Below are 25605 nucleotides of genomic sequence, written 5' to 3' on the forward strand. Positions count from 1 at the left end.
GATAAAGTCAACAGGACAAATGGGTCCGGAGACAAAACCCGCAAAGCGTGATTCGCTTTTGCGGGTTTTTGCGTTTCGGGCGGCAAAACAGGAATGGGATGATGACAGGGCAGCGATCTGACGGGATGAAATGGCGGGGGCGGCGTCGCCAGTGGAGCATCACTGGCGCATGGAAAAGCCATTACGGCGGTGGTGCGTCCGGGCCGTGAGGCCGTCGGATATTTGCGAAAAACGGGTGTTTATCATGACGGGAGAAATATGTCCTTGGGGCAAGGGCGTTTGTTTGGCGCAGCGAGAGCCGGGGCGAAGTTGACCCGGTCCGTTCAGTCCGGTCGGTGAAGCGCGACAATGCCGAGAATCAGCGGGCCCGAATTGCGCCCGGATTGGGTCGGCACGGGGTCGGCTGGCCGGGTTGCCTGGGTGGCTGGCGGGGAGCGGCTGGCAGGATCGGTTGTCAGCGGGCCGATGGTGCGTCGGACATGCCGAAAGGCCAGTCATCGATGGCGGGATTTGTGTGCCTGCCATTCGGCAACGCTGTGGCCCTTGGGGTGAGGTGCGTTTTGGGGCAACCGAGAGCGAGCGTCGTTCGGGGCAGCGGGGGCCGTCCGGTCGGTGGCGTTTGGCGATGCCGGAGGCAGAGGGGTTGGTTGGCTGGCGGGATTGGTTTGGCGATTGACCAAAACCGTCATTCCGGGCGAAGCGCAGCGCAGACCCGGAATCCATGCCCTGTTGCAGGAGACGGAATTGCTGCCCCGCTTTCACGGGGGCAGGCTTTGCGGGAATGACGATCAGATCGGCTATGCTTTGTCAGCAGTCCGAGGCAGCATTCAATGCTGCCTTTGTTGTTTCGGACCCGGGCACCATCAGCCTATTTGGTCTGCGCAATCTTTTCCGCGGCAAGACGTGTTGCCAGCTCATAGCCATAGGCACCGGCACCTGCCATCACGGCATTGGCAACCGGGCTGATCCAGCTGTGATGGCGGAATTCTTCACGAGCGTGCGGATTGGAGATATGCAGCTCGATGATATAGCCATCGAATGTTTTAAGCGCGTCATGAATGGCGGCCGATGTATGGGTATAGGCCCCGGCATTGATGATGATCGCAGCCGATTTTTGCCGTGCATCATGGATGAAATCGACAATGCTGCCTTCGTGGTTAGACTGTTCAAACCGGACAGAAACCCCCAGCGTTTCTGCAAGCGATGCGCATTTATCCGCGATACTTGCCAAAGTGTCATAGCCGTAGATTTCCGGCTGACGCTGCCCCAGAAGGTTAAGGTTCGGGCCGTTAATGACAAGAATTTCCGAAACGCTCATGATTTCCTTATCCCCTGAAATGTTTGCTTATTTCGACGTCTGACTGCGCCGGTTCATACGGGTTTGCGATGCCAGCCTGATCGGCGCATTGGCCGCGCCAAACCCGCGATAATCGCGACGTTCGACCAGCTCAAAGAAGAACCGGTTGGCGAAGGTCTTGGTATAGACCTGAAAATACTCGCCGTCATCATCACGATCGTAAAGGATGTTAGCGGCCTTCAGTCGATCCAGAAGATCAGGATCAAGCCCGAAGCGCGCTTCGATGTCGTCATAGTAATTTTCCGGTATTGGTAAAACTTCAACACCATTTTTCCGGCAAAAATCAACACTGGCAAAAATATCGCCACTTGAAAGTGCGATATGCTGGACGCCGCTTCCAAAGAACTCGCTTAGGAATTGTGAATGCTGGGTATGGGGGCTTTGCGATCCGTTCAGGATCAGCCGCACCCCGCCATCATCACCCTGAACCACCTGACTTTGTACCAGACCACCGGGATCGGGCACATCGACCGTTGGCATTTTGCCAAGGTCAAAGATCGAGGTGAAATACAGCACCCAGGTCAGCATTTCCTCGTACTGCATCGAATAGGAAACGTGATCGACCGATTTCAGGTTGGCGTCATTTGCCGGTTTGCCTGCCGGTTCCGATGCTTCGAACTCGACATCCCAGATGCGCGCCAGTTCGCTTTGATCATCAAGGAAATAAACCAGACTGCCACCAACGCCGCGAATGGCGGGCATTTCGATCTCGCCCGCACCCACCGGCTGGGTAAAGGGCGACGCCAGCAACGATTGCGCACGCTTAAGCGATGCACCGGCATCATCGACCTTGAGCCCCACCGCACAAACCGACGGGCCATGCACAATGTTATAGGAATGCGCAAAACCGTCCTTGTCGCAATTGATGACAAGATTGATATTGCCCTGCTTCCACCATGTCACAGCCTTGGATTTGTGGCTGCCGCGTTTTTCAAAACCAAGCCCGGCAAACAGGGCGGCAAGCTTTTCGGCGTTTTCTTCTTCGACCGCGAATTCAACAAACTCGACATTGCGGGCATGTGCCTTTGGCGGCAGGGCAACCGCCTTTTCCCCGACTTTTACACCATCAATGCCATCCCCCAGATAAATCAGGGAACGCAAGCCATCCTTGGCAACGTTTTTGGTCGAGCTTGACCGGAATTGATCATTGAAGATTTCAAGTGATAGCGGCCCGTCATACCCGGTTTGCGCCAGATTGCGCATGAATTCATCGAGCGGAAAATCGCCCTGTCCGGGGAAGCACCTGAAATGGCGGCTCCAGGATAACGGGTCCATTTCGAGGATCGGTGCATCTGCGACCTGCACAAGAAAAATCCTGTCGCCGGGAATTGATGCAATCGCATCAAGCGGTACCTTGCGTGCCATGATATGGAAGGTATCAAGCACCAGACCGACATTGGGGTGATTGGCGCGCCGCACCACTTCCCAGCTGTCACGATAGTCGCTGATATGCTTGCCCCATGACAGGGCTTCGAATGCGATGCGAAGCCCGCGCTTGGCCGCGCGGTCGCCAAGTTCGGCCAGATCCTTTGCCGCACGGTCAAGCCCGCCAAGTGAATGCGGTGAAACATTCGAACAGACCATCAAAAGATCGGTACCCAGTTCTTCCATCAGGTCGAACTTGCGCTCGGCACGTTCAAAAGCGCGGGTACGCTGGGGTTCGGGCATGCCTTCAAAATCACGGAACGGCTGAAAGGTTACCAGCTTCAGGCCAAGGTCACGAATGGTCTTGCCAACGTCCTCGGGGGAACCATCAAAGGTCAGAAGATCATTTTCAAAAATCTCGACCCCGTCGAAGCCAGCGGCGGCAATGGCATCGAGTTTTTCCTGAAGATCGCCCGATAGCGATACGGTCGCGATGGAAGTCAGCATTTTATCCCTCCGGGATGGTCGTGGGCATCACGGCGCACAGGTTCGGAAGGACGCCGGGCGGAACAATCCCCCCGGCAAGATCATGCGATCAGTCCTGCGAACGGCGCCGATAGGTTTCAATGTGGTCGGTCAGTTTTGCCAGTGCGGCATTCTTGTCGCGCGCCAGCGCCAGATCACAGATGCTGCGATGTTCATCAATGATGTCTTCGGCACGGAACCCATGCGTTTTCAGTTCGATCACCACATAGCGGCGGAACTGGTCAAAGATTTCACGATGCATGCGCATATGCAGATCTGATCCGCAGGCCGAAATCAGTGCCTGATGAAATTCGCGGTCATACTGGCTCCAGCGGACGGTCAGTTCGCGGCTATCCTCGGTCAGCATTCGTTTTTCGATCGCCGAAAGTTTGTGATGGGCGGCAGCAACGCGGCCCTCCCACTCGACATCCCCGGCATCGATAGATTTCCCAAGCCCATCTGTTTCAAGCAGCAACCGCATCGCGGTCAGTTCCTTGAAATTCGAGGGCGATGTTTCGACAACCCGAAAACCTTTCTGGCCTTCGACAAAAACAAATCCCGACGCGACAAGACGGTTCAGCACTTCGCGGAGCGTATTGACACCGGCATTATAACGATCCCGCAGCGCATCAAGCTTCAGCTTCACACCCGGCTGGAGTTCGCCATACAGAATGTCATCGCGAATTTCGTTATAAACTGTCTCGGCAACTGTGCTGCTCATGGACTTTCCCCTTACCCCGTCAATGCCTCGGGATAGGCATTGAAATATTCGATCCGCGCGGCATCACCGTCGATCTGCGCACCGCTGAAAACCTCGAATGCTTCAATACCCTGAAAAAAGAACAGTTCAAAGCCGGTCATGACAGAAAGCCCCGCCTTTTGCGCGGAATGAAGGAACGCGGTTTCAACCGGTGTATAAACCGCGTCAAACGCCCATTTCTGTCCGCCCAGTAAAGCAGCATCAATCGGACTGCCCGGATACTGGTTCATGCCGACCGGGGTGCAATTGATCAAGCCGTCCGCATTGCGGATCGCATCGGAAAGATCGGCCTCCGCGATAAAGGCAACGTTGGCCCCGCCTGCCTTCAGGGTCGCAACCAGCTCATGACCGCGGTCGGCATCCTTGTCATGAATAAGGATGCGGTCCGCGCCAAGCCCGTGCAATCCGAAGGCAGCCGCAAGGCCAACGCCACCAGCCCCCATCTGTAATACCGTCCCCGGTGCCTGATCGCCAAACTGCCCGCGATATCCGCGCATGAAACCGACATAGTCGGTATTGTCCCCGCGCCAGCCATCTTCGCGAAACACCACCGTATTCACCGCACCAAGGGCTTCGGGCAGACGTTTACGGCGCTGGATCAGCTTGCGGGCTTCGGTTTTGTAGGGATGGGTGACATTCACCCCGGCATAACCGTCTTTGGCACAGACTGTTAGCTGCCCGATCAGATCAAAATCGGCGATCTTTTCACTGTCGAGATAATCATAGGTCACTTCAATTCCGCACATCCGGCCAAGCAAGACATGCAGTCTCGCTGACTGGCTACGCGATATGCCTTTACCGATAAGACCGAGTTTCAACATGGGGCGAAATCCTAAAATCCGAACAGGTTGGGCATAAAGGTGACGAGCTGCGGCACGAAGGTGATCAGGATCAAAACCGCCAGTTCCACGAGGAACAGCGGCATGATCGATTTGATCATCCGGGCCATTCCAACATTGGCGACCCCGTCGGCAACGAACAGGCACAAACCCATCGGTGGTGTGATCAGGCCGATCATCAGGTTAAAGATCACAACGATGCCGAAATGAGTGGGATCAATACCAAGGCTGATCGCTATCGGATGGAGGATCGGCACCAGAACCAGCATCGCGGCAATGCCTTCAAGCACGAGCCCGACACCCAACAACATGACATTGATCAGGATCAGGAACATCGCCGGACTATCGACATAGCCCAGAACGAATGAACTGACGGCCTGCGGAATACCGGCAAAGGTCATGAACCAGTTTGCCGCCGCAACCGAACCCATAATGATCAGGATGCTTGATGAATCACGCATCGAATTTGCAAAAATGCCCGGCAGTTCCGATGGTTTGAGTTCACGGAAAACGAACAGCCCGACAACCAGCGCATAAAACACGGCAAAGCTTGCGGCTTCGGTCGGAGTAACAATGCCTGCCAGAATCGAGCCAATCACAAAGACCGGCATGAAAATCGGAATGAGACCATTCCAAAGTGCGCGAAGCTTTTCACGAAAATTCATTCGGTCGCGTGGTATGGCATAACCACTGGCAAAGATACGCACATAAATCGAAAGTGCCACCGCCAGCAAAACGCCGGGAATAATCCCCGCAAGAAACAGGGCCGGAACCGAAACATTGGTCGTGATCAACGCATAAATAATCACGGGAATACTGGGCGGAATGATTGGACCGATTACCGAGGATGCCGCTGTCAGCGATGCCGCAAAATCACGCGGATAACCTTCCTTTTCCATTGAGGGAATAAAAATACGCCCCAACGCGGATGTATCGGCCACCGCCGACCCCGAGAGGCCTGCAAAAATCACGGACGACCATATATTGACCTGTGCCAGACCGGCTTTCGCATGCCCCACCAACGCGTTGGCAAGATTGATAACCCGGTTGGTGATCCCGCTGGCGTTCATCAGTTCACCGGCAAGAACAAACAGCGGAATTGCCAAAATAGTAAAGCTGTCAAGCCCGGCAAAAATACGCTGGGGCAGCAAATCGATGCCAAATGTTGCACCACTGATGTAAATCGCAATCGCCAGCGCGATGGCAAAGGCCACCGGTGCACCAATCGCAAGCAGTGCCAAAAGGCCAAAACCTGTGATCATGCTTCATACTCCGGGCGATTCTTATTCATAAGACGGGCCAGTCGAAAGAGGGCTGCCAGAACCAGGCAAGCGCCCCCAACTGTCATGGCGATCTGCGCCCAATACATCGGGATGCCAAGACCGGACGCCATAATGCCACCGCGCTTTCCCGCAAAAATCAGCCCGGCATAGGCAAGTATTCCCCCAAGAACAAGAGTGGACACGTCAACGATAACGGTCAGCCGCGCGCGCATTTGCTTGGATAAAAGATCGGTCACAAGCGTAAAGTTGATTTGCCTGTCCTGCAGATAGGCATAGGCGATGCCAAACATGCAGCCATAAATCATGGCATATTTGGCAACTTCCTCGCTCCATTGCAGCGGAGCAGAAAAGGCATACCGGCTGACACTACCGGCAAAAACAACGCCGAAAACGACGAGGATACTGATCCCCGAAAGTCCGGCAAGCAGATGGCGAAATGCTGTCTCTGCTCGATGCATGGTTACCCCCAGGGTGATCACGGGAAAATCGGCTGCCCGGTGGGCAAGACGTTATTCAGAGAAAAAGGACAGGCCGGGGGCAAAGGAGGGAAAACCACGAGACGGTGTCCCACCCGGCCTGCCAAAGCCAGTTACATCGAGGTTTCAGCGTCGCTGACGGCTGTTTTCAGCTTGTCGATCCACTGCGCATCGATTTCGCCCGAAAGCCATTCAATTACAGCGGGTTGAGCAGCATCACGGAAAGCTGCAAGCTGTTCGGCGGTCGGTGTGGTCACTTCCATTCCCGCCTCAGCCAGTTTGGCAACACCTTCGGCAGAATTGAACTGCTGAATGGCACGACCAACGTTGGCGGCAATTCCAGCAGCTCGACGCAGCAACGCCTGATCACCATCAGACAGACCGCTATAGATATCTTCGTTGATCAGAATGAAATCCGTGCCATAGACGTGACGGTCCAGTGTCAGATATTTCTGCATCTCGTAGAATTTGTTGGCATAGATCACGCTGATCGGATTTTCCTGCCCGTCAACTGTGCCAGTGGTCAGGGCGGTCGGGACTTCCGGCCAAGGAATCGGGGTCGGATCACCGCCCAGTGCCTTGACCATTTCCACATAAAGCGGAACGGTCATCACACGGATTTTAAGCCCATCCATATCTTTCGGCTCGGCAACGGCACGTTTGGAGTTGGTAAAGTTGCGGAAGCCTGTCTCGCCATAAGCCAGCGTACGGAGCCCGGTTTTTTCAAGGCAGTGTGCGGCCAGTTCCTTGCCAAAGTCCCCATCCAGAACTTTCCACGCCACATTGGCATTCGGGAACATGTAGGGCACATCAAGGACGGCAGCCTCAGGGCAAACCTGGGAAAAGGGACCAGATACCATCGACATTGCCAATGTACCGTCCTGGGTATTCTGGATCAGATCGGTTTCACCGCCGAGCGAACCGGCAGGAAACAGTTCGACCGCGATGCGGCCTGCGGATTCAGCTTCAACAATATTTTTGAAGACCTGCGTGGCTGCCCCTTTTTTCGAGGTCGTCCATTCCGCCGGATCAACATGGGCAAAATTCAAAGTGATGTCCGCAGCCTGTGCCGGTGCGGCGAAAGAAGCAGCTGCGAGCGATACAGCACCCAGCAGTGCACTTTTGGAGACGAATTTCATTTTTTCCTCCCGAATGAAAACAATCCCGACAGCCCGATATTATTCATGATCTTCTGCATCGGACCTTTACGGAATAGGGAGACTTTAAAAAATATAGGAGATTTTGTCAAACATTCTAGAATCAGTATAAAGTAGAGTATGTTGACGCCAGAACTCCCGAAACCGGAACCGCACCAAGACCTGGACGCCTGAACGCTTTTGTACATTTCGATATCGGGACCAACAATCCGATCTTCCATGGCAAAAGCATGATCAATTCACCCTAATTCACAGCCATCCCCCTGCCTTCGCAATGGAATTTGCTGTAAAACACTTGCGATGCAGCCGGTATTTCATGCTACTTTGGCCTAGCAACGCATCGATTCGATGATCGAAACGACGCCCTTTTCAAAAGTGAATTCAGTGAACAGCGTTACCGGTACCGCAACACCCCAACTGGCCAAAATTGCCTCACGCATTCTTGCAGGCAGTTTCCTGTTCGAGGACCTTGATCCCGAACTGCTCGCCCAACTTTCAAACCAGGCAAGCGTTCGGCGGATGGATGATGGGGAGTTGCTGTTTGAAAAGGGTTCTCCGGCAGACGGACTGTATGCTGTCGAAGCCGGCAAGATCCGCATTTCAACCGTTTCAGATACCGGCAAGGAAATTGTTCTGAACGTACTGGCACCCGGCGCTGTATTTGGCGAAATCGCCCTTCTGGATGGCGAACCCCGCACCGCAACCGCGCGTGCCGTTGGTCCGACACGGCTTCTGTTCATTTCACGCGACGATTTTTTTGAAATCTTTGATCGCGAAGCACCGTTGCGCCGCCATATTACGGCACTTCTGTGTCGGCGGTTGCGCTGGGTCAGCGACCTTCTGGAAGATGCCAATTTCCTTGATCTGACCGGGCGACTGGTCAAACGTCTTTTATGGCTGGCCGAACGTCACGGCGGTCCCGACCCGGAAGGAATCCGCATCGCGCTTCCGCTTTCGCAACAGGAACTTGGCCTTATGCTGGGCGTAACACGCGAAGCGGTAAACAAAAAGCTGCGTGACCTTGAAAAACGCGATCTGATCACGCGCCGGGATGGCCGTCTGGTTATCCGTGACAGGGACGGCCTGAAAAACCTTCTCGCCGATGCAATCAAAAGCTGATCCTTCCCCCAGTTCCCTGTTTGACCGGCTGGTCGCCCGCGAAGAGCAGCGTGGCCTGATACTTGTTGCGTTTCTGCGCATCTGCATGCTCGCCTTTATCCTGCTGCTGTTTTCCAAACCGGATTCCCCGACTGGCGAGCTCTATTCTCTTCTGGAAGTTCTGGGCTGGTTCATCCCCGGGGTTCTGATCCAGCTTTTTGTGGCTTTTAGGGGCAGAAGCTGGCGCTGGCTTCTTTATGTTCTGGCCATCGTTGATGCAGTCCTGATCGTTTATGTATCGGTGGTTCCCGATCCTCTGAGCCCGCTAACCGATCATCCGGCATGGATGTACAGCTTTGTCGTTCGTGATCGCGGCGTGGTGTTTTCCATGATCATGATGGCCTTGGTGATCATGACCTTTTCGCCGCGCCTGATCATCTGGTTCGGCTTCTGGCTGTTCATTGCCTGGAGCACGAGCATCGTCTGGTTGATGACACGCCCGGGCGTCATCATCTCGCAGCATTTCGGGGATGACTGGGCGCCAACCCAGGATGAAATCATTACCACCTATAATCTGCCTGAATTCATCGATATTTCTGCTTTGGCAGAGCAGGTTGTGATTGTTGTTGTCTTTACACTGGCATGTGCGGTGATGGTTTCGCGGTTACGCGTCCTGATCAATCAGTTTGCGGCCGCCGAACGTGCACATGGCAATCTGGCCCGCTATTTCCCTGCTGCCCTTGCTGATCAACTGGCAGATCGTGACGAGCCGATCCGGATCGGCGCAAGGCGCGAATGCGTTATCCTGTTTGCCGACATTATCGGTTTTTCCGGTTATGCGGAAAAACGCGATCCGCAGGATGTCATGCGATTGCTAAACCAGTTTCACCAGATCATGACGACGCAAATCGGGGCTTATGGCGGTATTGTTGAAAAATATATCGGCGATGCGGTCATGGCGAGTTTTGGCGCGTTTGACGATATGGATTGCCCGGCTGCAAATGCATTATCCGCGGCCCAATCAATGGTTTGCCATGTCCGCGACTGGCAAAACAGTGATCTGACGGACAGCACCACACCACTTCAGATCGGTATCGGCCTTAACTTCGGCCCGGCCGTTGTGGGCGATATAGGCGAAGGCGAAGCCGTCACACCGGCAGTCATCGGTGCCAGTGTCAATCTGGCCGCCCGTCTCGAACGTGCGACCAGAACGCTTGATACCGACATCATCATCAGCGACAGTTTTGCGCGAAAACTCCGGTCAGAAACATCTTCTGCAGGATCCGCCCTGCTGCGAAGCTTCGGAAAACAGGATGCCATCCGGGTAAAAGGTTTCAGTCAACCGGTCACGGTTCATTTTCAGTCCCGATCAGCCACTTGAAGAATTCGACCGTCGGGATATGCCAACCCCTTGAATTCTGGTGAAACCGGTCCAAAATGCCATTTACTCGTAAAAGCATCAGAATAAGGGAGGACGGTATGGCGGATTCCGCAACACCGCAGTCACCAGAAGCGGGCAGCGTACCGACTTCTGTTACAATCCGCACATTGTTCGGAGACAAGGAATTCTTGTGGGATAAGGCCATTTATTTCCCGACAGGAATCAAGGGTTTTCCTGATCACAACGTCTTTGCCCTCGCCAATTTTCCGGGCGAAAGCAACAATACCTTTATCCTGATGCAAAGCCTGACAGAGCCGGAACTGGCCTTTATCGTTGCCCCCTACAATATGGAAAGCAACAGCATCAAGCCCGAACACCTAGCTCAGGCCTTTACCATCCATGGCATCAAAAAAGACGAAGGTGCGGTTTTGCTGATTGTGACCCTTCACAAACCCGATGACGGTGGCGAGACCAGCATGTCGGTCAATCTGCGTGCACCAATCATCATCGATACATCCCGTCAGGCCGCCTACCAGCATCTGCTACCCGATACGAGTTATTCCTACCATCAGACACTGGGCGGATAACTTTTCGCCAGCCGACCAGGGAAGGACCTTTTGCGGTAATGGTCCTTCCGAAACCTTCATACGTCCTTGATCCTGCCACTTTTTCGCGTAAAGCTCGCTCAAGAACAATACGCAACAAGCGACACAAGGGATTCGAGATGTCATCAGAAATGCGCAACCGTTTTGCCATGGCCACGCTTCTTAGCGCGGCCCTTTTTGTTGGCCCGGTCATAGAACCGGCATCTGCACAGTCCGGTGACGAAAAAACCGAAGAAACCATCACGCTTTCTGGTGAAAACCGCAGCAAGATGCAGCTGACCGTTTACCCCGGCAACCTTGGCATGATTGCCGAGCAACGAAACGGGACGATCCCCAAGGGGGTCAAAACACTTCGGATCGAAGACCTGCCGCAAACCATCATGGACGACACGTTCCTGATGGGCGCGCAGAAAGACGCAAACCTTGTCTGGCATTCGCTGCGCAATACCGCGAACGGTCCGGCAACCATGTATCGTCTGCTGCAGGATCAGGTCGGCAAAACCATTATCATCCGGCGCAAGGATGACGAACTGGTCGAAGGTACGTTGCTATCGATTGACGGTGGCGCACTGGTTCGCACCCTTGATGGTATCGAACAGATTCCTGTTGAACAGATCATTATTTCCGACCTGCCCGGTAACTTCGCCACCAGTCCGGCAATAGAGGCCACCATCGGCTCGGATGCCGCACTTGATCACATCTCGCTTGCCTACCTTCTGGGTGGCGTTTCCTGGCAAACAGCCTATGTCGGACAATATGACAGTGCCCAGAATGTCCTTAACCTGTCGGCAATGGCACGTGTCACCAACCAGACCGGCACCGCGATCAACGATGCCCAACTGCGTCTGGTTGCCGGGGATCCCAACCGGGTAACGCACACACCAATGGCGAAGGCGGCCCGCGGTGAAATGATGATGTCTGCCATGGCCGATAGCGCGCCGGGCGGGAATGCACCGGATCGTGAAACCATGGAAAACCTGCATGTTTACGGCCCGTTTGATGGGCTTTCAATGCGCAATGGCGATGTCGTCATGATGCCGCTGATCGCATCCCAGGCCCTGCCCGCGACCCGCAAGGTGATTTTTAACGGCAGCGCCAATCTTTACTATGCTGGTCAAAGCGACGTGTCTGAATTTAGCCGCCCGGACCTTGAAATCGAGATCGAGAATGATGGCGGGCCGGACGAAGAAAGCCCGTGGCCCGCTGGCACGGTACGTGTATTTGGCCAATCTGAAAGTGGCGTGACCGGCTTCCTTGGCGAAGACAATCTGTCTTTGACCCCGGTCGGTCGCAAGGCGACCATTCGCCTTGGTCAGGCCAGCAACATTTCAGGGACCCGTAAAGTCACGGCATTTGACCGCAAGGCACGACCGAACATGCCCGATGAAATTACGGCAAATATGGAATGGTCGATCACCAATGGTGGCGAACGTACCGAAACCGTCACGATCCGTGAAAATGTCCCGGCCGACTGGGTTGTGACCGGCGAAGATCACAAACATACCAAACCGCAGCCAGACCTGATCGTCTGGACGATAGAGGTTCCTGCCGGTAAGGAAGTCAATCTGAGCTGGTCAGTGAAAAGCACCCGCTAAGTGTCAGGTCGGAAGCATTATCCGGTCTGATTGCTGTCGTAAAAGGCTTTCGCCAGCGGCAGCAACAGAACCGGATCGGGATTTTCGTCGGTTCTGCTGCAAAGCTCGGTATAAAGACAGATCAGTTTCGCCAGCAGGATAAATGCCTGCTGGTTTTTCTTTCCGGCGAATATCGCAAGATTGCCAAGCGCCTCGGCGCAGGTTTCCCGTGCGATCCCGAACCGCCCGGCACCCCGCAATGCCAGAACAAGTGCGCCCTGCGAATAACCAAGATCAAGGCGGGCGGCTTCGCTTTGGCCCGATGGCATATTCGCCAACCGGTCACGACGCAGTTCCACAGCCTGTCGCGCGGCATCAACCGCGTCCGCCCATTGCTGTCCATCAATTTCAAGCGCCGCCCGATTGTTCAGGCTATGGGCCAGCCCGGCACGCGCGGCATCCGGTGCCGTTTGCAGATGAGCGGCAAACAGATGATCTGCCTCGTCAAATAGGGAAAGGGCCATCATCCGTTCGGATTTGTCGAGTGCGGTTGCCATTTCAAGATAAAGACGCGCCAACGTTAACGAGCCGGGTTCCGTCGTCTGCAGGAATGACAGACGCGGCAAATATCCGGCAAGTTTGTCCGACATGTCTGTTTCCTGCTTTTGCCTGAATTCCGGGATCAAAGTGCGCCGGTTAACAGACGGACACGTACCCGTCTTGTGAAGCAGGGTCAAACGGGGATAAGCTGCAAACCGGCCAAGTGGCCATGCCCCGGCTCCGAGCTTTCGCCCCCTTATCTGGTCCATTTTGTTTGAAACGACTGCCACCCATGACCATGTCGACTGAAACCCTACGCGCTCTTTACGGAACCTGGCGCATTGCACGTGGCGATGCCAAAGGCCTTGCCTTCTTTGACTATTCCATCGAGGCGTTCTGGCGCTCTTTCCTTGCCGCCTTTATCGTTTTTCCGGCCTTTGCACTTTTGCGCTGGCATGATCTCGACACGGTTCCTGATGAATTCCCGGTCGGGCGTTACATGCTGGTGGAAACCATTGCCTATGTCATGAAATGGTTCGCCTTTCCGCTGCTGATGCTGCATGTCGCACCGATGATCGACCGGTCGAACCGTTACATCGCATTCATCACCGTTTATAACTGGTCAAGCGTGTTGCAAATGGGGGTCTATTTGCTGGCGCTGTTTCTGGGCGCAATCTTTCCTATGCTCGGTGCGGGCGGCTTTGTGCTTGTCGCGGTTATCGCAATGCTGATTTACGGGGTTTATATCGCAAAGCTGACCCTTGTGGTTCCAACGATGACGGCAAGCGCGATTGTGGCGGCAGACTTCCTGCTGTCATTGACCATCACGACAATCGGCATTCGGCTCGCCCTTGGCCAGCTATTCTGACACAATCGGCAAATAAGCCAGAAAATTCAGGGAGAAAGATCAGAATGAAACCGGTACTTGCCATCACCAGACGTCTGCCGGATGCCGTCGAAAAACGTGCACGCGAAAGTTATGATCTGCGCATGCAGGACGGCGATGATCCGCTGTCACGCGATCAGATACTTGATCTGTGCAAGGACGCGAACGCCGCCCTGGTTTCGGTCGGTGACCCGATTGATGCCGCCTTCTTTGCGGCCCTGCCCCAGAAGGTCGGCATTGTCGCCACCTTTTCGGTGGGCACCGACCATATTGATCTGGCTGCGGCCAAGGCCAACGGCTTCGTGATCGGCAATACACCCGGGGTTCTGACCGATGCAACGGCAGATATTGCATGGCTTCTGATTCTGGGTGCCGCGCGCCGTGCAAGCGAGGGCGAGGCCGAGGTCCGCAATGCCACGTGGTCAAGCTGGCGCCCGACGCATATGATGGGCACACAGGTTACCGGCAAGAAACTGGGCATTATCGGCATGGGCCGGATCGGACAGGCTGTCGCCAAACGTGCGCGTGGTTTTGATATGGAAGTCCATTATTTCAACCGTCGCCGCCTGCCCGAAGATCAGGAGTTTGGCGCGACCTATCACCCATCCATTGATGACCTGCTCCCCCATTGCGATTTCCTGTCGCTGCATTGCCCGTCAACACCGGAAACACGCGGCATGGTCAATCGCGATTTCATCGCCAAGCTGCCAGATGGGGCGATCATTGTGAATACGGCACGCGGCGATGTCGTCAATGACAAGGATCTGATCGCGGCACTCAAATCGGGCAAACTGACCGCCGCCGGGCTTGATGTTTTTGCCGGGGAACCGAATATCGAACCGGCCTATCGCGATCTGCCCAATACGTTCCTGTTGCCCCATCTGGGGTCGGCAACTGTGGAAACACGCAACGCCATGGGGTTCAGAGCCCTTGATAACATCGATGCTTTCATTGCCGGCAAGGAAGTGCCGTTCAGGGTTTGATGACTGTTGGTATATCCAGAATGCGAAAGGCGCCCGGTGGGGCGCCTTTTTTCATTCCAGATCGCTTTCCTCACCCGCGGGCAGGATGCAGGAAATCTCATGACCATCCCGGCTGACCTTGACCCGGCCACCATGGATTTCAACCACCGCACGAACCATCGCCATGCCGAGCGCCCGGCGTGCAGATGGCGATTCGCCCTCGCGCAATCCTTCAAACAGCATCGGTTGCGGTGCCTCGTCCGACAGTGAAATGCTGATATCGATATCCTCGCCCCGACGACGGGCAACCACGGAAACCTCACTGCCCTCGGGAGCGGTACGCAGGACATTGGTCACCAGAATGAACAATGCCTGTTTAAGGCGGCGTTCATCGGCAATCATCCAGCCGATATTGCGCGAACAGTAAAGCCGTAGCGAAACGTTAAGTTCCGCCAGACGCGCCCGCGTCAACGCCTCGAGCGAGCGCAACAACCGCCTGGGGTCGACCGTATCAAGTTCAAGTGCGACCTGCCCGGATCCCAGCGTTGCAAGGTCCCGCATGTCGTCCACCAGTGCCAGCATGCTTTGGGCTTCGGCGCGGATGGTCTCAACCGACTGCGCAACATTACCCTGCAGATGGGGAATAAGGCGATCTGCCTCGCCATTGATATGGTCAAGCGGCCGGGTCAGTTCGCGCGATACAGTCGAAATGAAGTCCGACTTCATCTGATCGGCGGTCCGCAGGGCTTCGTTGCGTTCACGCAGCGCCCGTTCGACCCGGATCGTGTCGGTCACATCGATATAGGACATCATCACCGCCCCGTCAGGCAGCGGCACGATGGCAAAATCGATGATGCTGTTATCGGCACGTTCGATACGACCGCTCATGGGTTCATGATTGGTGATACGCGCAACCATCCGGCTTTTGAATTTGTCCCAGTCTTCGCGATCATGCCAGTATTCGCGCGCTTCCTCGACCACTTCGCTGATATGAGGCGCACCCGAAAGGAAGCTGTCTTCAAGCCCCCAGACATCAGCAAAGCCATGGTTATAAAGCCGCAGCCTTCCATCGCCGCTGATCACGCCAACCGCTTCATGCAGGTTTTCAAGCGTTTCGCGCTGTACTGCGATCAGGGTGTTGTAACTGCTTTCGAGGACCAGCTTGTCGGTCACATCTTCGTAGGCGAACATCAGCCCGCCAAACGGGTGGGGCGAAATAAAGCGCCGCAACGTCATGCCGTTTGGCAGATGCATCAGGTCTTCTTCGGGTTTGAGAAGATCGGTAAAGCGCTGGTTTTCGATATTGCGGAACTGCGTAAAGTCGGTGACTTCCGGCAATTTTCGTTCATCGCGCATCCGACGTAGAACATCGTCAAGCGACGGTTCTGCCCATAGCCAGTCCTCGTCCATATCCCAAAGCTTGGTGAAAGCGGTGTTAAAGAAAATAAGCCGCTTGTCGCCGCCGTAAATCGCAATAGCGGTTCCAAGGTTTTCCAGAACTTCGGCATGGGCACGAATATGACGCGACAGGTCTGATTGCAATTCCTCGATCGCAGTGCAATCAATCGCAAAGCCAATCAGACCGTCAAGGTCTTCGGGCGTTTGTGACGGACATTCGGTGATTCGCAGAAGCTTGCGGTCGCCCTTGATCACGATGTGATAATCGCGTGTCATGGTTTCGCTGTTGCGCAATGCCGATGCTGCAAGCGATTTGCCGTGATCGGGGATCACGCCCGTGCCAAGCTCCGCCTGTTTGGCAAGTGCATCACTGACTGTCGGAAGCTCCACCGCCGCCGCATAGGCCGCATTGCAATCGATCAGGCGCAAATCGCCATCGCGCCGCCACACCGGGAAAGGCAGACTGTCGATCAAAAGCCTTAGTCCGCTAACCTCGTGCTTAAGGGCTGTAAAATCACCAAACTGGCTTTCACGTTCGCGGGTATGGCGGGTTTCATCGCGGAACCACAACGCATGTGCCAGAACCGGTGAATTGCGGTCCTTGCGGGCCATTGCCCCGGTAACGTGGAACTTGCGTTCATCAACTGCGGTCACCCAAAGTTCAAACCGTTCGTGGGTGGATTTCAGGTTTCGGACACGCTCCTTGAGTGCTCTTGCGTCATCATCGCGCAACTGGTCAAGCACATCGGGAAAACGCCCATCCTTGCCAAGCTGAAACGCACGTTTAAGCGACGGGCTGGCACCCTCGGCAAAGCCGGCCTGGCTCCAGTAATAAACCGGGTCAGGCCCGGCAAAGAACAGATGGGTAAATTGTTCGGTTGAATCCGCAAGTTCGGATTCGTGGTCTTCCGCCTCTTCAAGATGGCGGCGCATGCGCAACGATAAACGCCATCCGATTCCCCCCGCGATCGCCGCCCCGCCAATCGCCGCCAGGCCAACGACAAGCCAGTCCCGGTCACTCAGATCCGCGAGACCGCCAAATATCGATGTGCCAGCAGGTTGCGTCGCCGCATCGGGTACGGCATCAGCAGCATTGCCAACACGAAACTTTTCCTGCGCATGCAGGTCGGCTGCGATGAAAAGCGACGTCAGGCCATAGCATCCCCACTGCCACAGTCTGGACAAACCAAACCTGTTTGATTCCCCTTTGCGGGAACCAATTGGTTCTTTCCCCCGTCGATGATCGGATGCAGGCCGTGTCACGTGTTGTTAACCGTTTGTGTTTATGAGCTATTATTATGGTGAAAACGTCTGGCTTTTACCACTGTTTCACGACGTTTTCCCAATACCCGGTCGAACGCCCGTGATCGCAGGAAAAACCGCGATGACATATACCCCAAATCGGGCTATGTCTGCGCTATTGTCGAAACAACAGCTATAACGATCTCGTCATTTCAAAAATGAGTCCCAAACCGCAGCTAGACCTTTTTGCGCCGCGCGTGGCAGCCAGACCGGCCGCGCCCCAAAAGGAGTCTGTCGCAGCCAAACCGACGGGACCGGAAATCCGCGATCTGTTCGACACCAACTTCAGTGCCGATGACATCGCCGAATGGGAACTGCTGTTTCGCGACGCCCCGCAATATAACTATCATTTCAAACGTTCGCAGATCGCATCGGCCTTTGACCGCCCATTGCATAAAAAGCTGATCGCGTCACACGCGTTTGAACGGCTGCGCGAAATTTCGTTCCTTGGTGCCATTGATTACCTGTTTCATCCCAACGGACGCCCGGCCAATATCCGCCATTCCCGATACGACCACACCATTGGTGTTGCCCTGCTGTCGCAGCAATATTGCCGCCTGATGGGCCTTTCGGAAGCTGACCGCGACCTTCTGGGGGCAGCGGCCCTTTTGCATGATATCGGCCATGGCCCGTTTTCCCATACGCTGGAACCGGAATTTGCCCGCCGGTTCAACCTGAACCATCACCAGTTGACCGAAAAGATCATCACCGGCGAAGTTCAGCTTGATCTTTCGGTCAATCATTTACTGGTGAAACATGGTGTTGATCCGGACGAGGTCATTGCCCTTCTGTCGAAAAAATCGACCCACCCCCATGCCAGCCTGCTGTCGGGCCCGGTCAATATCGACACACTTGAAGGCATCAGCCGCACCAAGACCTATGTGCATCCGAACTATGTCCATTGCCATCCGCGTCTGTTGCTTGAGGCGGCGGTAAAGCTTGATGAAGACGCCCTGAAACGACTTGATAAGTTCTGGCAGCTTAAAGAAGACATCTATCGCAATTTCATTTTCGGCCCGATGTGCTTTGCCACCGATCATCTGTGCCGCGAATTTGTTGTGAAAAATGCGCCGGATTTTGCCGCAAACGATTTTCTTCTGACCGAAAAAGCCTTCCTGCAACGCCACCCGGCTTTCAAGAAGTTCCTGTTCAGCCTGAAAAACCGGATCGAACTTGACGGTGTTGCCGAGGTCGTCGACCCTGAAATCAGCGCTGCTGCTGCAATTCTGGACCACAATGCGACCCAGGTCCCCAAACGCGAGTTTCACATCAACACAGATGCCGAAGTCAAAAGCTTTGCCGATCTCGGCAAACGCTATTACGAGGAAAAGAACTCGTTCCTGCGACGTGTCGGCAATCTGACAGACCCGGCACAACAGGCTGCTGCAGCAAGCCTGTTTGACTGATTTGCATGCCATCCGGTCCGGAAATTGACCGGGCGAAAATTGCTGCATCGGGCAATCCATTTACAAGGGAGCCAGCGATATGGCCCGTAAGCATCACAGGACGTTCGTCATCATCGGGCTTGGAACCGTCGGCAGCACGGTCGCCACCGATCTTGCGCGCAATGGCAATCACGTCATGGGTATCGATATCGACGAAAAATCCGTATCCGCCCTATCCGGTATTCTTTCTGAAGCCGTCATTGCCGATGGCCGTGATGAAGAAGCACTCCGCGAAGCCGGGGTCGACAAGTATGACGTTGCCCTGATCGCAATTGGCGAAGACCTTGAGGCCAATATCCTTTGCACCATGAATGTCAAAATGCTTGGCGTGAAAACGGTTTGGGTCAAAGCCATCAACAAAACCCATCATCGGATCCTGACCAAACTGGAACCTGACCGGGTCATTCTGCCGGAACAGGAAATCGGCCAGCATATCGCCCAAAAACTGCATAACCCCGCCGTGCGTGATTATCTAAGCCTTGGCAACGGCATGCATGTCATCAATCTGCAGGTACCCGAATCCCTTATCGGTCAAACCGTTGAATCCCTTGATCTGGAGGCATCGCATGAATTGCGCTGCCTTGGCATCTTGCGCGGGTCGGAATTTATCGGTTGCGAAACCGGATCGGTCACGATTGAAGAAAACGACAAGGTCCTGATCCTTGGCCGTCGCCAGAACCTGCGCGATTTCAGCGACGGCATCTGAGGCATGCAGTTCTATTTTCCGAACCGCCCCGGAAAACCGATCAGGATCGCGCCACCGCTTTTGCTGGCGATCCTGTATCTTGTGCTGATCCTGATCGGGGCCGTGGTTCTTTGCCTGCCCGTGTCGCTAACCAAAGCCATCACTTTTTCCGATGCGCTATTTACCGCAACATCAGCGGTAACCGTCACGGGGCTTGCCGTGGTCGACACCGGATCAAACTTCACGCTGTTTGGGCAGGCGGTCATCCTGATCCTGATCCAGCTTGGCGGGCTTGGCCTGATGACCTTTGCCGCCCTTGTTCTGTCCGTTCTTGGTCTGCCGATCGGGTTGCGCCATCACAGTTTCCTGCGCGAAGATTTGAACCAGACCTCGCTGCATCATTTGGGTGGGCTGATCAAAACCATCCTGATGGTCGTTCTGATCTGTGAACTGATCGGCGCGATCCTGTTGCTTTTAGTCTTCGTCCCCGATTTTGGCTGGGCGAAGGGACTCTGGTTTTCAATATTCCATTCGGTTTCGGCATTCAACAATGCGGGCTTTGCCCTGATGCCGGACAGTCTCAGTCAATGGGCAACCAATCCGGTCCTGAACCTGACAATCCCCGCCCTTCTTGTTATCGGCGGGATCGGATTTAGCGTGATATCTGATATTTTCATCCATCGCGGCTGGCGCCATCTGTCACTCCACAGCAAGCTGATGCTGAGCGGTACCCTTGTTCTGGTGATCTGGTCGGTATTGATGTTTGCCGTACTGGAATGGAATAACCCGGCAACCCTTGGCGCATTCTCAAACCCGCTGGACAAACTGCAAATCAGCTGGTTTCAGGGACTGACCACCCGGACCGCAGGGTTCAATACTGTCGATATCGGATCCATGCACGATACCACCGCGCTCATGTTCATTCTTCTGATGGTGATCGGGGCTGGTAGCACATCGACCGCAGGCGGCATCAAGGTTACCACCTTTATCGTGCTGGTTCTGGCAACCATCGCCTTCTTCAAACGCCACAGCCAGCTGCATGCCTTCGGACGCAGCATCGGGCTTGAAGAAGTCATGAAGGTGCTTGCCCTGACCATGATTTCGATCTTCGTCGTCATGACAGGCATCTTTCTGATCACCCTTTCACATGACGGCGATTTTCTTAATCTGGTGTTTGAAGTCACGTCCGCCTTTGGCACCGTCGGACTGTCGCGCGGCACAACCGGGGAACTTGATACAATGGGTCGGATCGTGATCGAACTTACGATGTTTATCGGTCGTGTCGGGCCACTCACATTGGGCTTCTTCCTTGCCCGTCGTGTTCCGCCGCGCATTTCGTATCCGTCAAGTCAGGTGTATCTGGGGTAATTTCCGAAACCTTCAGTCTTTCGGTTTTTCGGCTTTTTCACGGATCAGGCATCGATCAACCATGACGAAAAGTTCTTTCGTGGTTGGCGGTTGCCGATCAAACAGAATGCGATAGGTCATGGGTGCGATAATACCGTCAACCAGCTGATCGACGCTGGGGGTCCATTGTCCGCGTTTTTGCGCGCGTTCGACAATCACCGCCAGTCGGCACCGCGCGATTTCCGCGCAACGCATCGTCGTGCCGTTATCCCCGGATGCAACAACATCACGAAGCATCGTCTTGCCAAGCTCGGAACCGGTTTCATCAAGATAGGCTTCTGCGAACTGTTTAAGATCGGTCGCAAGCGCCCCGGTATCCACCGGATCGTCATCCGGGCGCAATCGATCCAGTGCCGCATCCGCCAATAAGGATGGCAAATCACCCCAGCGACGGTAAATCGTTGACGGTGTTACACCCGACATCTGTGCAATCATCGGCACCGTAAGAGCCTCGCGATCATGACTCGATAACAGTTCATGAACTGCTTCATGAACTGCCTTCTGGACGCGAGCACTGCGGCCACCAGTGCGTATGCCTTTATGGACTTTCATGAAACCGACCTTAACACAAATAATTTGCGTTAAGGGAGAATTTCACGCAAACTGCATTAAACGCAAATATTTCGCTTTAAGGACGTTCCCATGCACGCCCCGTCGTCACCACCGACAAATGCACCGGCCAGATGGTTTCTGGCTTTTGTCATTATCATCTTTACCGCTGCGTCATCGGTCCCCACGCCGATGTATCAGCTTTATCAACAGAACTGGCATTTCTCGCCAACCATGCTGACACTGGTCTTTGCGATCTATGTTCTGACGTTACTGATTTCACTTCTGGTCTTCGGATCATCTTCCGACTTTGTCGGACGCAAGCCGGTTATTTTCGCCGCCCTGATAATTGAAATCGCGGCGATGACCCTTTTTATCACGGCGGAAAATCTTACGATGCTGCTAATCGCACGCGCGGTACAGGGCTTTGCCACCGGTCTTGCCACTGCCGCCCTTGGCGCGGCACTTTTTGACAATGACCACCACAAAGGGCCAATCACCAACAGCATCGCCCCCCTGCTTGGCCTTGCCAGCGGTGCTGTCATTGCCGGCGTTCTGGTTGAATATGCCCCTATGCCCCTGCATCTAAGCTATATCGGTTTGATGCTGCTGATGATTGTGCTGGCCCTGTTTCTTTGGGGCTTACCCGAAACCGCTGCACGCCGACCTGGCGTTCTAAGGTCCCTGACACCGCGGGTTTTTGTCCCCCCTGCGGCACGATCAACCATGCTGGAAATTGCCCCGGCAAATGGCAGTGCATGGGCACTGGGTGGATTTTATCTGTCGCTCGCGCCATCCGTCATCGCCAGCGCAACCAATGCTCCACCATCTCTAAGCGGCGGAATTGCGGTCGCCTGCTTGATGTTGTCAGGTGCTGTGTCCGTTCTGTTTGCGCAAAAAAGACAACCAGCTGATGCCCTTCTTGCCGGAACATTCATTCAGACACTGGGCATTGCAGTATCGGTTTCGGGTATCGGATTGGGAATGCTTTGGCTTTTTCTAGCCGGGTCACTTCTGGCCGGTTTTGGCTTTGGTGCCAGCTTCCTTGGATCGGTCAGAACCCTATTGCCCCGCGCGCAGCCGCACGAACGCGGTGGCCTGATGGCAGCGTTTTACGTGATGTCCTATCTGTCATTCTGTATTCCGGCACTGCTGGCCGGCAGGATGGTATCCGTCTTCGGCCTTGTCAGAACAGCCGAAGGATATGGCATCGTACTTGTATTCGTGACGTTGCTGGCACTGATACTGCAAATACGCAGGCGCCAGCGCCACCTGGCAACTGCGGGCAATATTTGACCTGAAAATATCTGGCGGCCCTGACAAACCTGGGCCGCCGGATTATCAATATCAGTCAACGACAAACAATGTTGCACCCGGCTCTGTTGATGAGCGATGGGCCTCGGCGTTATCAGCCACCTGATAACTCATGCCCGGTGTAAGGGTGAAAACCCGCCCGTCTTCCAGTTCGGTGACCAATTCACCTTCAAGACACAGCAGGATATGCCCCTTCTTGCACCAGTGATCGGCAAGATAGCCCGGCGTATATGTCACCATGCGCACCCGGATCGGACCGAATTGCTGTGTCCTCCAGTATGCCATACCGGTATCGCCGGAATGTTCGGTTGGCGTGATCGACGACCAGTCGGTCGTCCCGAATGGCAGGTTGGCAATGTCCATTGGGGCGTCTTTCAGCGGAATTCATAAGGCAAATATCACCCGGGACCGGATAATATGGCACCGAGGCTATCGCGTTACCTGCCTGAACGTCAACAAATGCCACCAATGAAAAGCCCGGCATTCGAGCCGGGCTTTCTTCAGGTACGGACAGGCGAATTTACCGGTTTTCCAACCCGTTTTCTTCACGCTGTTTGCGGATTTCATCTGCCTTTTCGGTAATCATCTCGCGCAACTCACCAAGCCCGGCACGCTCGGCGGTGAGAATCTGCTCGCACTCGGCCTTGCTGACATAACCATTGGGATGTTCCGCATCCCATTCCAGCACGTCCTCAATCGTAGTGCCAAGTTCATCGACGTCCCCAAACGCATAACCGTTAAGCGGCCTGCCGACTGTTTCGTTCAGCGACGCAAACAGGGCCGGGTCCTGATCGGGTGCCAGATCGGGTTTGCAGCCCAGAAGCGTGCGATAGCGCAACTGCCCGGTATAGAACCAGAATACCGCGTCATCGCGTTCGCCCTCGTTAAACAGTTTGGCCGCCAGGATGTAGTAAGCCGATGGATGGCGGTTTTCTATCCCCTCGCGTAACGCATCCGGGGCCATATCCTTCATCACCTCGGGTGATGTTGTATCGGGCGATTGGGCATAGGCAGGCATTGCCATCAGGCCAAGAAGCGGAACGGCAAGCAGAGTGCGATAAAGATTTTTGATCGGACTTCTCCGTAATCTGAGGTGATTTCCAATCGGGGAGATATGCGAACAGTATTTTGGCCAACGGCCCCGACGAATGATGTATGGCATCATGGTCATTCACGTTTGAGGCCGTTTTATCGGCAAGTGATGGCAATTATGTGCCTGTCCTCACATTTGGCGGGGGTTCCTTACCTTTCGCCATAAACCCGGTTTTAATCTTTCGGCTTTAGGTCGATACTGGATTTATCAGTGACTTCAATCGGAACCGCTTCAATCTTGTTACCAGATACGATCGCAAGCAATCAGGCCTACACTGCCGCCCGGCTGGACGAGATGCGCAGCGCGCTGGCCAATCAGCTGCATGGCAGCGCCTTTTGCGTGGTCGTGACCGGCTCGTTCGGGCGGCACGAGGCATCGGAACAATCCGACCTTGATTACTTTATCATCGGCCGCGAAGTTGATCGTGATCTGGCTCCGCACCGCGATGTTTCCGAAATCCTCGGTTCCATGGTCACCAAAAAGGCAGCCGTTAACGGCCCGTTTTCATCCTATGTCCCGGCCGAGGAACTGGTGAACCGTATCGGACTTGATGGCGACACCAATTCGATCACCACACGCCGCCTTTTGTTCCTGCTGGAATGTGAATGGCTTTATAACGAAGTCGGCAAACGGGCCTTCTTTGATGAATTGATTGCCAACTACGTTACCGAAACGGTTACACGGGAATCCATCGCACGCTTTCTGGTCAATGACGTCATCCGCTATTACCGCACCATCAGCGTCGATTTCGAAATCAAAACCCGCGAAGGCGATGCCAGCAAGGCATGGGCACCCAGACGACTTAAACTCGTCTTTTCGCGTAAGATGCTTTATTTTGGTGGTATTATCGCGGCGGCAGAAACCGCAGGTCGTGATTATATCGGCAAACGGGCGAAGCTATCGGAACTTTTACAGCTTCCGCCGATCACGCGCGTACAGACTGTCTTTGGTAACAAGAGCCTTCCCGCACTTGAACTTTATGATCGGTTTCTGCGCGAACTGAGCGATCCCGACGTTCGCAAGCGACTGGAAAAAGTCGGCCCGAATGATCGCAGTGATGCGGAACTACGATCATTGCTGGATGCGGGAAAACAGTTTTCGCGCGAGCTGATCAAACTGATGAATGATCGTTATGGCCCCGATCATCCGATCCACGAAGCGCTTCTGATGTAATCAGCCAACCTGATAATCAGGCCGATGTCACATGCTTGTGGTAGTTGGCCCGATCCAGATCGTGCACTTCCACGGTGAATTGCACATCGAAATCACCAACCAGATTTTCCAGATGCGCGCGCAGGGTTTCAAGGGCAATAGCCCCGACATCGTATTTGACGTTGTCCGAACGCCCCGACAGAAGACGCACATCAAGGTGCACCATGCCATGCTTTGGTCCGCCATCGGCAATGACAACATTTTCAAGCGGTGACAACCTGGTCTTGAAACTGGCCGGATCGGCATCGGCGGTCTTGGCAATTTCGCGATGCAGGCTGATTGCCAAACTGCGAAGCTGCTCGGTAATCGGCAAGTTGGCGGAATATTCGATTTCAAGCTGGGGCATGGCTCGTTTCCCTGTTGTGGTCTTTTTTTCTTACCCGAACTGAACG

Annotated in this window: 24 protein-coding genes; 11 read left to right on the forward strand and 13 right to left on the reverse strand. The window is 54.6% G+C overall.

The window, feature by feature from the left end:
• Positions 1–868: 868 nt before the first annotated feature.
• The 7 genes from AUP42_RS05210 to AUP42_RS05240 all read right to left on the reverse strand — a co-directional run bounded on the left by AUP42_RS05210 (position 869) and on the right by AUP42_RS05240 (position 7744).
• Positions 869–1318: a type II 3-dehydroquinate dehydratase gene (locus AUP42_RS05210; RefSeq protein WP_007088242.1), complete on the reverse strand. Its 450-nt coding sequence runs from the start codon at positions 1316–1318 to the stop codon at positions 869–871.
• 27 nt (positions 1319–1345) lie between these two features.
• A complete protein-coding gene (locus AUP42_RS05215) occupies positions 1346–3229 on the reverse strand; it encodes a bifunctional sugar phosphate isomerase/epimerase/4-hydroxyphenylpyruvate dioxygenase family protein (protein ID WP_062949620.1) in 1884 nt (627 codons plus the stop codon).
• An 88-nt stretch (positions 3230–3317) separates the two neighbouring features.
• Positions 3318–3968, reverse strand: coding sequence for a GntR family transcriptional regulator (locus AUP42_RS05220; protein WP_062949622.1), 651 nt, complete (start codon positions 3966–3968; stop codon positions 3318–3320).
• An 11-nt stretch (positions 3969–3979) separates the two neighbouring features.
• Positions 3980–4828 (reverse strand): shikimate dehydrogenase family protein, encoded by an 849-nt coding sequence (locus AUP42_RS05225; RefSeq protein ID WP_062949624.1) that lies wholly within the window; start codon positions 4826–4828, stop codon positions 3980–3982.
• Positions 4829–4839: 11 nt separating this feature from the next.
• The gene (locus AUP42_RS05230; RefSeq protein WP_062949626.1) at positions 4840–6108 is read right to left on the reverse strand and encodes a TRAP transporter large permease; all 1269 of its coding nucleotides are present in this window, start codon (positions 6106–6108) and stop codon (positions 4840–4842) included.
• The gene (locus AUP42_RS05235) at positions 6105–6587 is read right to left on the reverse strand and encodes a TRAP transporter small permease (RefSeq protein ID WP_062949628.1); all 483 of its coding nucleotides are present in this window, start codon (positions 6585–6587) and stop codon (positions 6105–6107) included. Before AUP42_RS05235 ends, AUP42_RS05230 begins: the two co-directional genes overlap by 4 nt.
• A 131-nt stretch (positions 6588–6718) precedes the next feature.
• On the reverse strand, positions 6719–7744 hold the full coding sequence (locus tag AUP42_RS05240) for a DctP family TRAP transporter solute-binding subunit (protein ID WP_062949630.1): 1026 nt from the start codon (positions 7742–7744) through the stop codon (positions 6719–6721).
• A gap of 402 nt (positions 7745–8146) precedes the next feature.
• Here AUP42_RS05240 and AUP42_RS05250 point away from each other — a divergent pair, with 402 nt between their 5' ends.
• The 4 genes from AUP42_RS05250 (at position 8147) to AUP42_RS05265 (ending at position 12441) form a co-directional block, all read left to right on the forward strand.
• The gene (locus AUP42_RS05250; protein ID WP_062950486.1) at positions 8147–8881 is read left to right on the forward strand and encodes a Crp/Fnr family transcriptional regulator; all 735 of its coding nucleotides are present in this window, start codon (positions 8147–8149) and stop codon (positions 8879–8881) included.
• Positions 8865–10241, forward strand: coding sequence for an adenylate/guanylate cyclase domain-containing protein (locus tag AUP42_RS05255; RefSeq protein WP_062949634.1), 1377 nt, complete (start codon positions 8865–8867; stop codon positions 10239–10241). Before AUP42_RS05250 ends, AUP42_RS05255 begins: the two co-directional genes overlap by 17 nt.
• 98 nt (positions 10242–10339) lie before the next feature.
• The gene (fliW, locus tag AUP42_RS05260) at positions 10340–10828 is read left to right on the forward strand and encodes a flagellar assembly protein FliW (RefSeq protein ID WP_062949636.1); all 489 of its coding nucleotides are present in this window, start codon (positions 10340–10342) and stop codon (positions 10826–10828) included.
• Between the two features lie 137 nt (positions 10829–10965).
• A complete protein-coding gene (locus tag AUP42_RS05265) occupies positions 10966–12441 on the forward strand; it encodes a DUF4139 domain-containing protein (protein WP_062949638.1) in 1476 nt (491 codons plus the stop codon).
• Between the two features lie 17 nt (positions 12442–12458).
• On the opposite strand, the gene AUP42_RS05270 is transcribed toward AUP42_RS05265, so the two are convergent.
• Complete coding sequence (locus AUP42_RS05270) at positions 12459–13070, reverse strand: hypothetical protein (protein WP_062949640.1); 612 nt, start codon at positions 13068–13070, stop codon at positions 12459–12461.
• A gap of 182 nt (positions 13071–13252) precedes the next feature.
• Here AUP42_RS05270 and AUP42_RS05275 point away from each other — a divergent pair, with 182 nt between their 5' ends.
• Positions 13253–13828 (forward strand): hypothetical protein, encoded by a 576-nt coding sequence (locus AUP42_RS05275; RefSeq protein ID WP_062949642.1) that lies wholly within the window; start codon positions 13253–13255, stop codon positions 13826–13828.
• A 44-nt stretch (positions 13829–13872) separates the two neighbouring features.
• Positions 13873–14829: a 2-hydroxyacid dehydrogenase gene (locus tag AUP42_RS05280; protein WP_062949643.1), complete on the forward strand. Its 957-nt coding sequence runs from the start codon at positions 13873–13875 to the stop codon at positions 14827–14829.
• 51 nt (positions 14830–14880) lie between these two features.
• On the opposite strand, the gene AUP42_RS05285 is transcribed toward AUP42_RS05280, so the two are convergent.
• Positions 14881–17391, reverse strand: coding sequence for a PAS domain-containing sensor histidine kinase (locus tag AUP42_RS05285; RefSeq protein WP_062950487.1), 2511 nt, complete (start codon positions 17389–17391; stop codon positions 14881–14883).
• A 275-nt stretch (positions 17392–17666) separates the two neighbouring features.
• Here AUP42_RS05285 and AUP42_RS05290 point away from each other — a divergent pair, with 275 nt between their 5' ends.
• The 3 genes from AUP42_RS05290 to AUP42_RS05300 all read left to right on the forward strand — a co-directional run bounded on the left by AUP42_RS05290 (position 17667) and on the right by AUP42_RS05300 (position 21006).
• A complete protein-coding gene (locus AUP42_RS05290; protein WP_062949644.1) occupies positions 17667–18914 on the forward strand; it encodes an HD domain-containing protein in 1248 nt (415 codons plus the stop codon).
• 79 nt (positions 18915–18993) lie between these two features.
• Positions 18994–19659, forward strand: a complete 666-nt coding sequence (locus AUP42_RS05295; protein WP_062949646.1) for a potassium channel family protein — start codon at positions 18994–18996, stop codon at positions 19657–19659.
• A 3-nt stretch (positions 19660–19662) separates the two neighbouring features.
• Positions 19663–21006 carry a TrkH family potassium uptake protein gene (locus tag AUP42_RS05300; RefSeq protein ID WP_197468243.1) on the forward strand — a complete coding sequence of 448 codons (1344 nt, stop codon included), beginning with the start codon at positions 19663–19665 and terminating at the stop codon, positions 21004–21006.
• A 12-nt stretch (positions 21007–21018) separates the two neighbouring features.
• Here AUP42_RS05300 and AUP42_RS05305 read toward each other — a convergent pair whose 3' ends face one another.
• Entirely contained in the window at positions 21019–21597 is a 579-nt protein-coding gene (locus AUP42_RS05305; protein ID WP_062949648.1) for a TetR/AcrR family transcriptional regulator, read from the reverse strand.
• Between the two features lie 90 nt (positions 21598–21687).
• Here AUP42_RS05305 and AUP42_RS05310 point away from each other — a divergent pair, with 90 nt between their 5' ends.
• Positions 21688–22890 (forward strand): MFS transporter, encoded by a 1203-nt coding sequence (locus AUP42_RS05310; protein ID WP_062949650.1) that lies wholly within the window; start codon positions 21688–21690, stop codon positions 22888–22890.
• Between the two features lie 51 nt (positions 22891–22941).
• Here AUP42_RS05310 and AUP42_RS05315 read toward each other — a convergent pair whose 3' ends face one another.
• Both AUP42_RS05315 and AUP42_RS05320 read right to left on the reverse strand, forming a co-directional pair.
• Positions 22942–23271: a DHCW motif cupin fold protein gene (locus AUP42_RS05315; protein WP_062949652.1), complete on the reverse strand. Its 330-nt coding sequence runs from the start codon at positions 23269–23271 to the stop codon at positions 22942–22944.
• Positions 23272–23428: 157 nt separating this feature from the next.
• Positions 23429–24079, reverse strand: coding sequence for a hypothetical protein (locus tag AUP42_RS05320; protein WP_062949654.1), 651 nt, complete (start codon positions 24077–24079; stop codon positions 23429–23431).
• Positions 24080–24238: 159 nt separating this feature from the next.
• Here AUP42_RS05320 and AUP42_RS05325 point away from each other — a divergent pair, with 159 nt between their 5' ends.
• A complete protein-coding gene (locus AUP42_RS05325; RefSeq protein ID WP_062949656.1) occupies positions 24239–25174 on the forward strand; it encodes a DUF294 nucleotidyltransferase-like domain-containing protein in 936 nt (311 codons plus the stop codon).
• A 16-nt stretch (positions 25175–25190) separates the two neighbouring features.
• On the opposite strand, the gene AUP42_RS05330 is transcribed toward AUP42_RS05325, so the two are convergent.
• Positions 25191–25559, reverse strand: coding sequence for a 5-carboxymethyl-2-hydroxymuconate Delta-isomerase (locus tag AUP42_RS05330; protein WP_062949658.1), 369 nt, complete (start codon positions 25557–25559; stop codon positions 25191–25193).
• Positions 25560–25605: the final 46 nt, after the last annotated feature.

The organism is Thalassospira lucentensis (assembly GCF_001613805.1).
Taxonomy (GTDB): Bacteria; Pseudomonadota; Alphaproteobacteria; order Rhodospirillales; family Thalassospiraceae; genus Thalassospira; species Thalassospira lucentensis_A.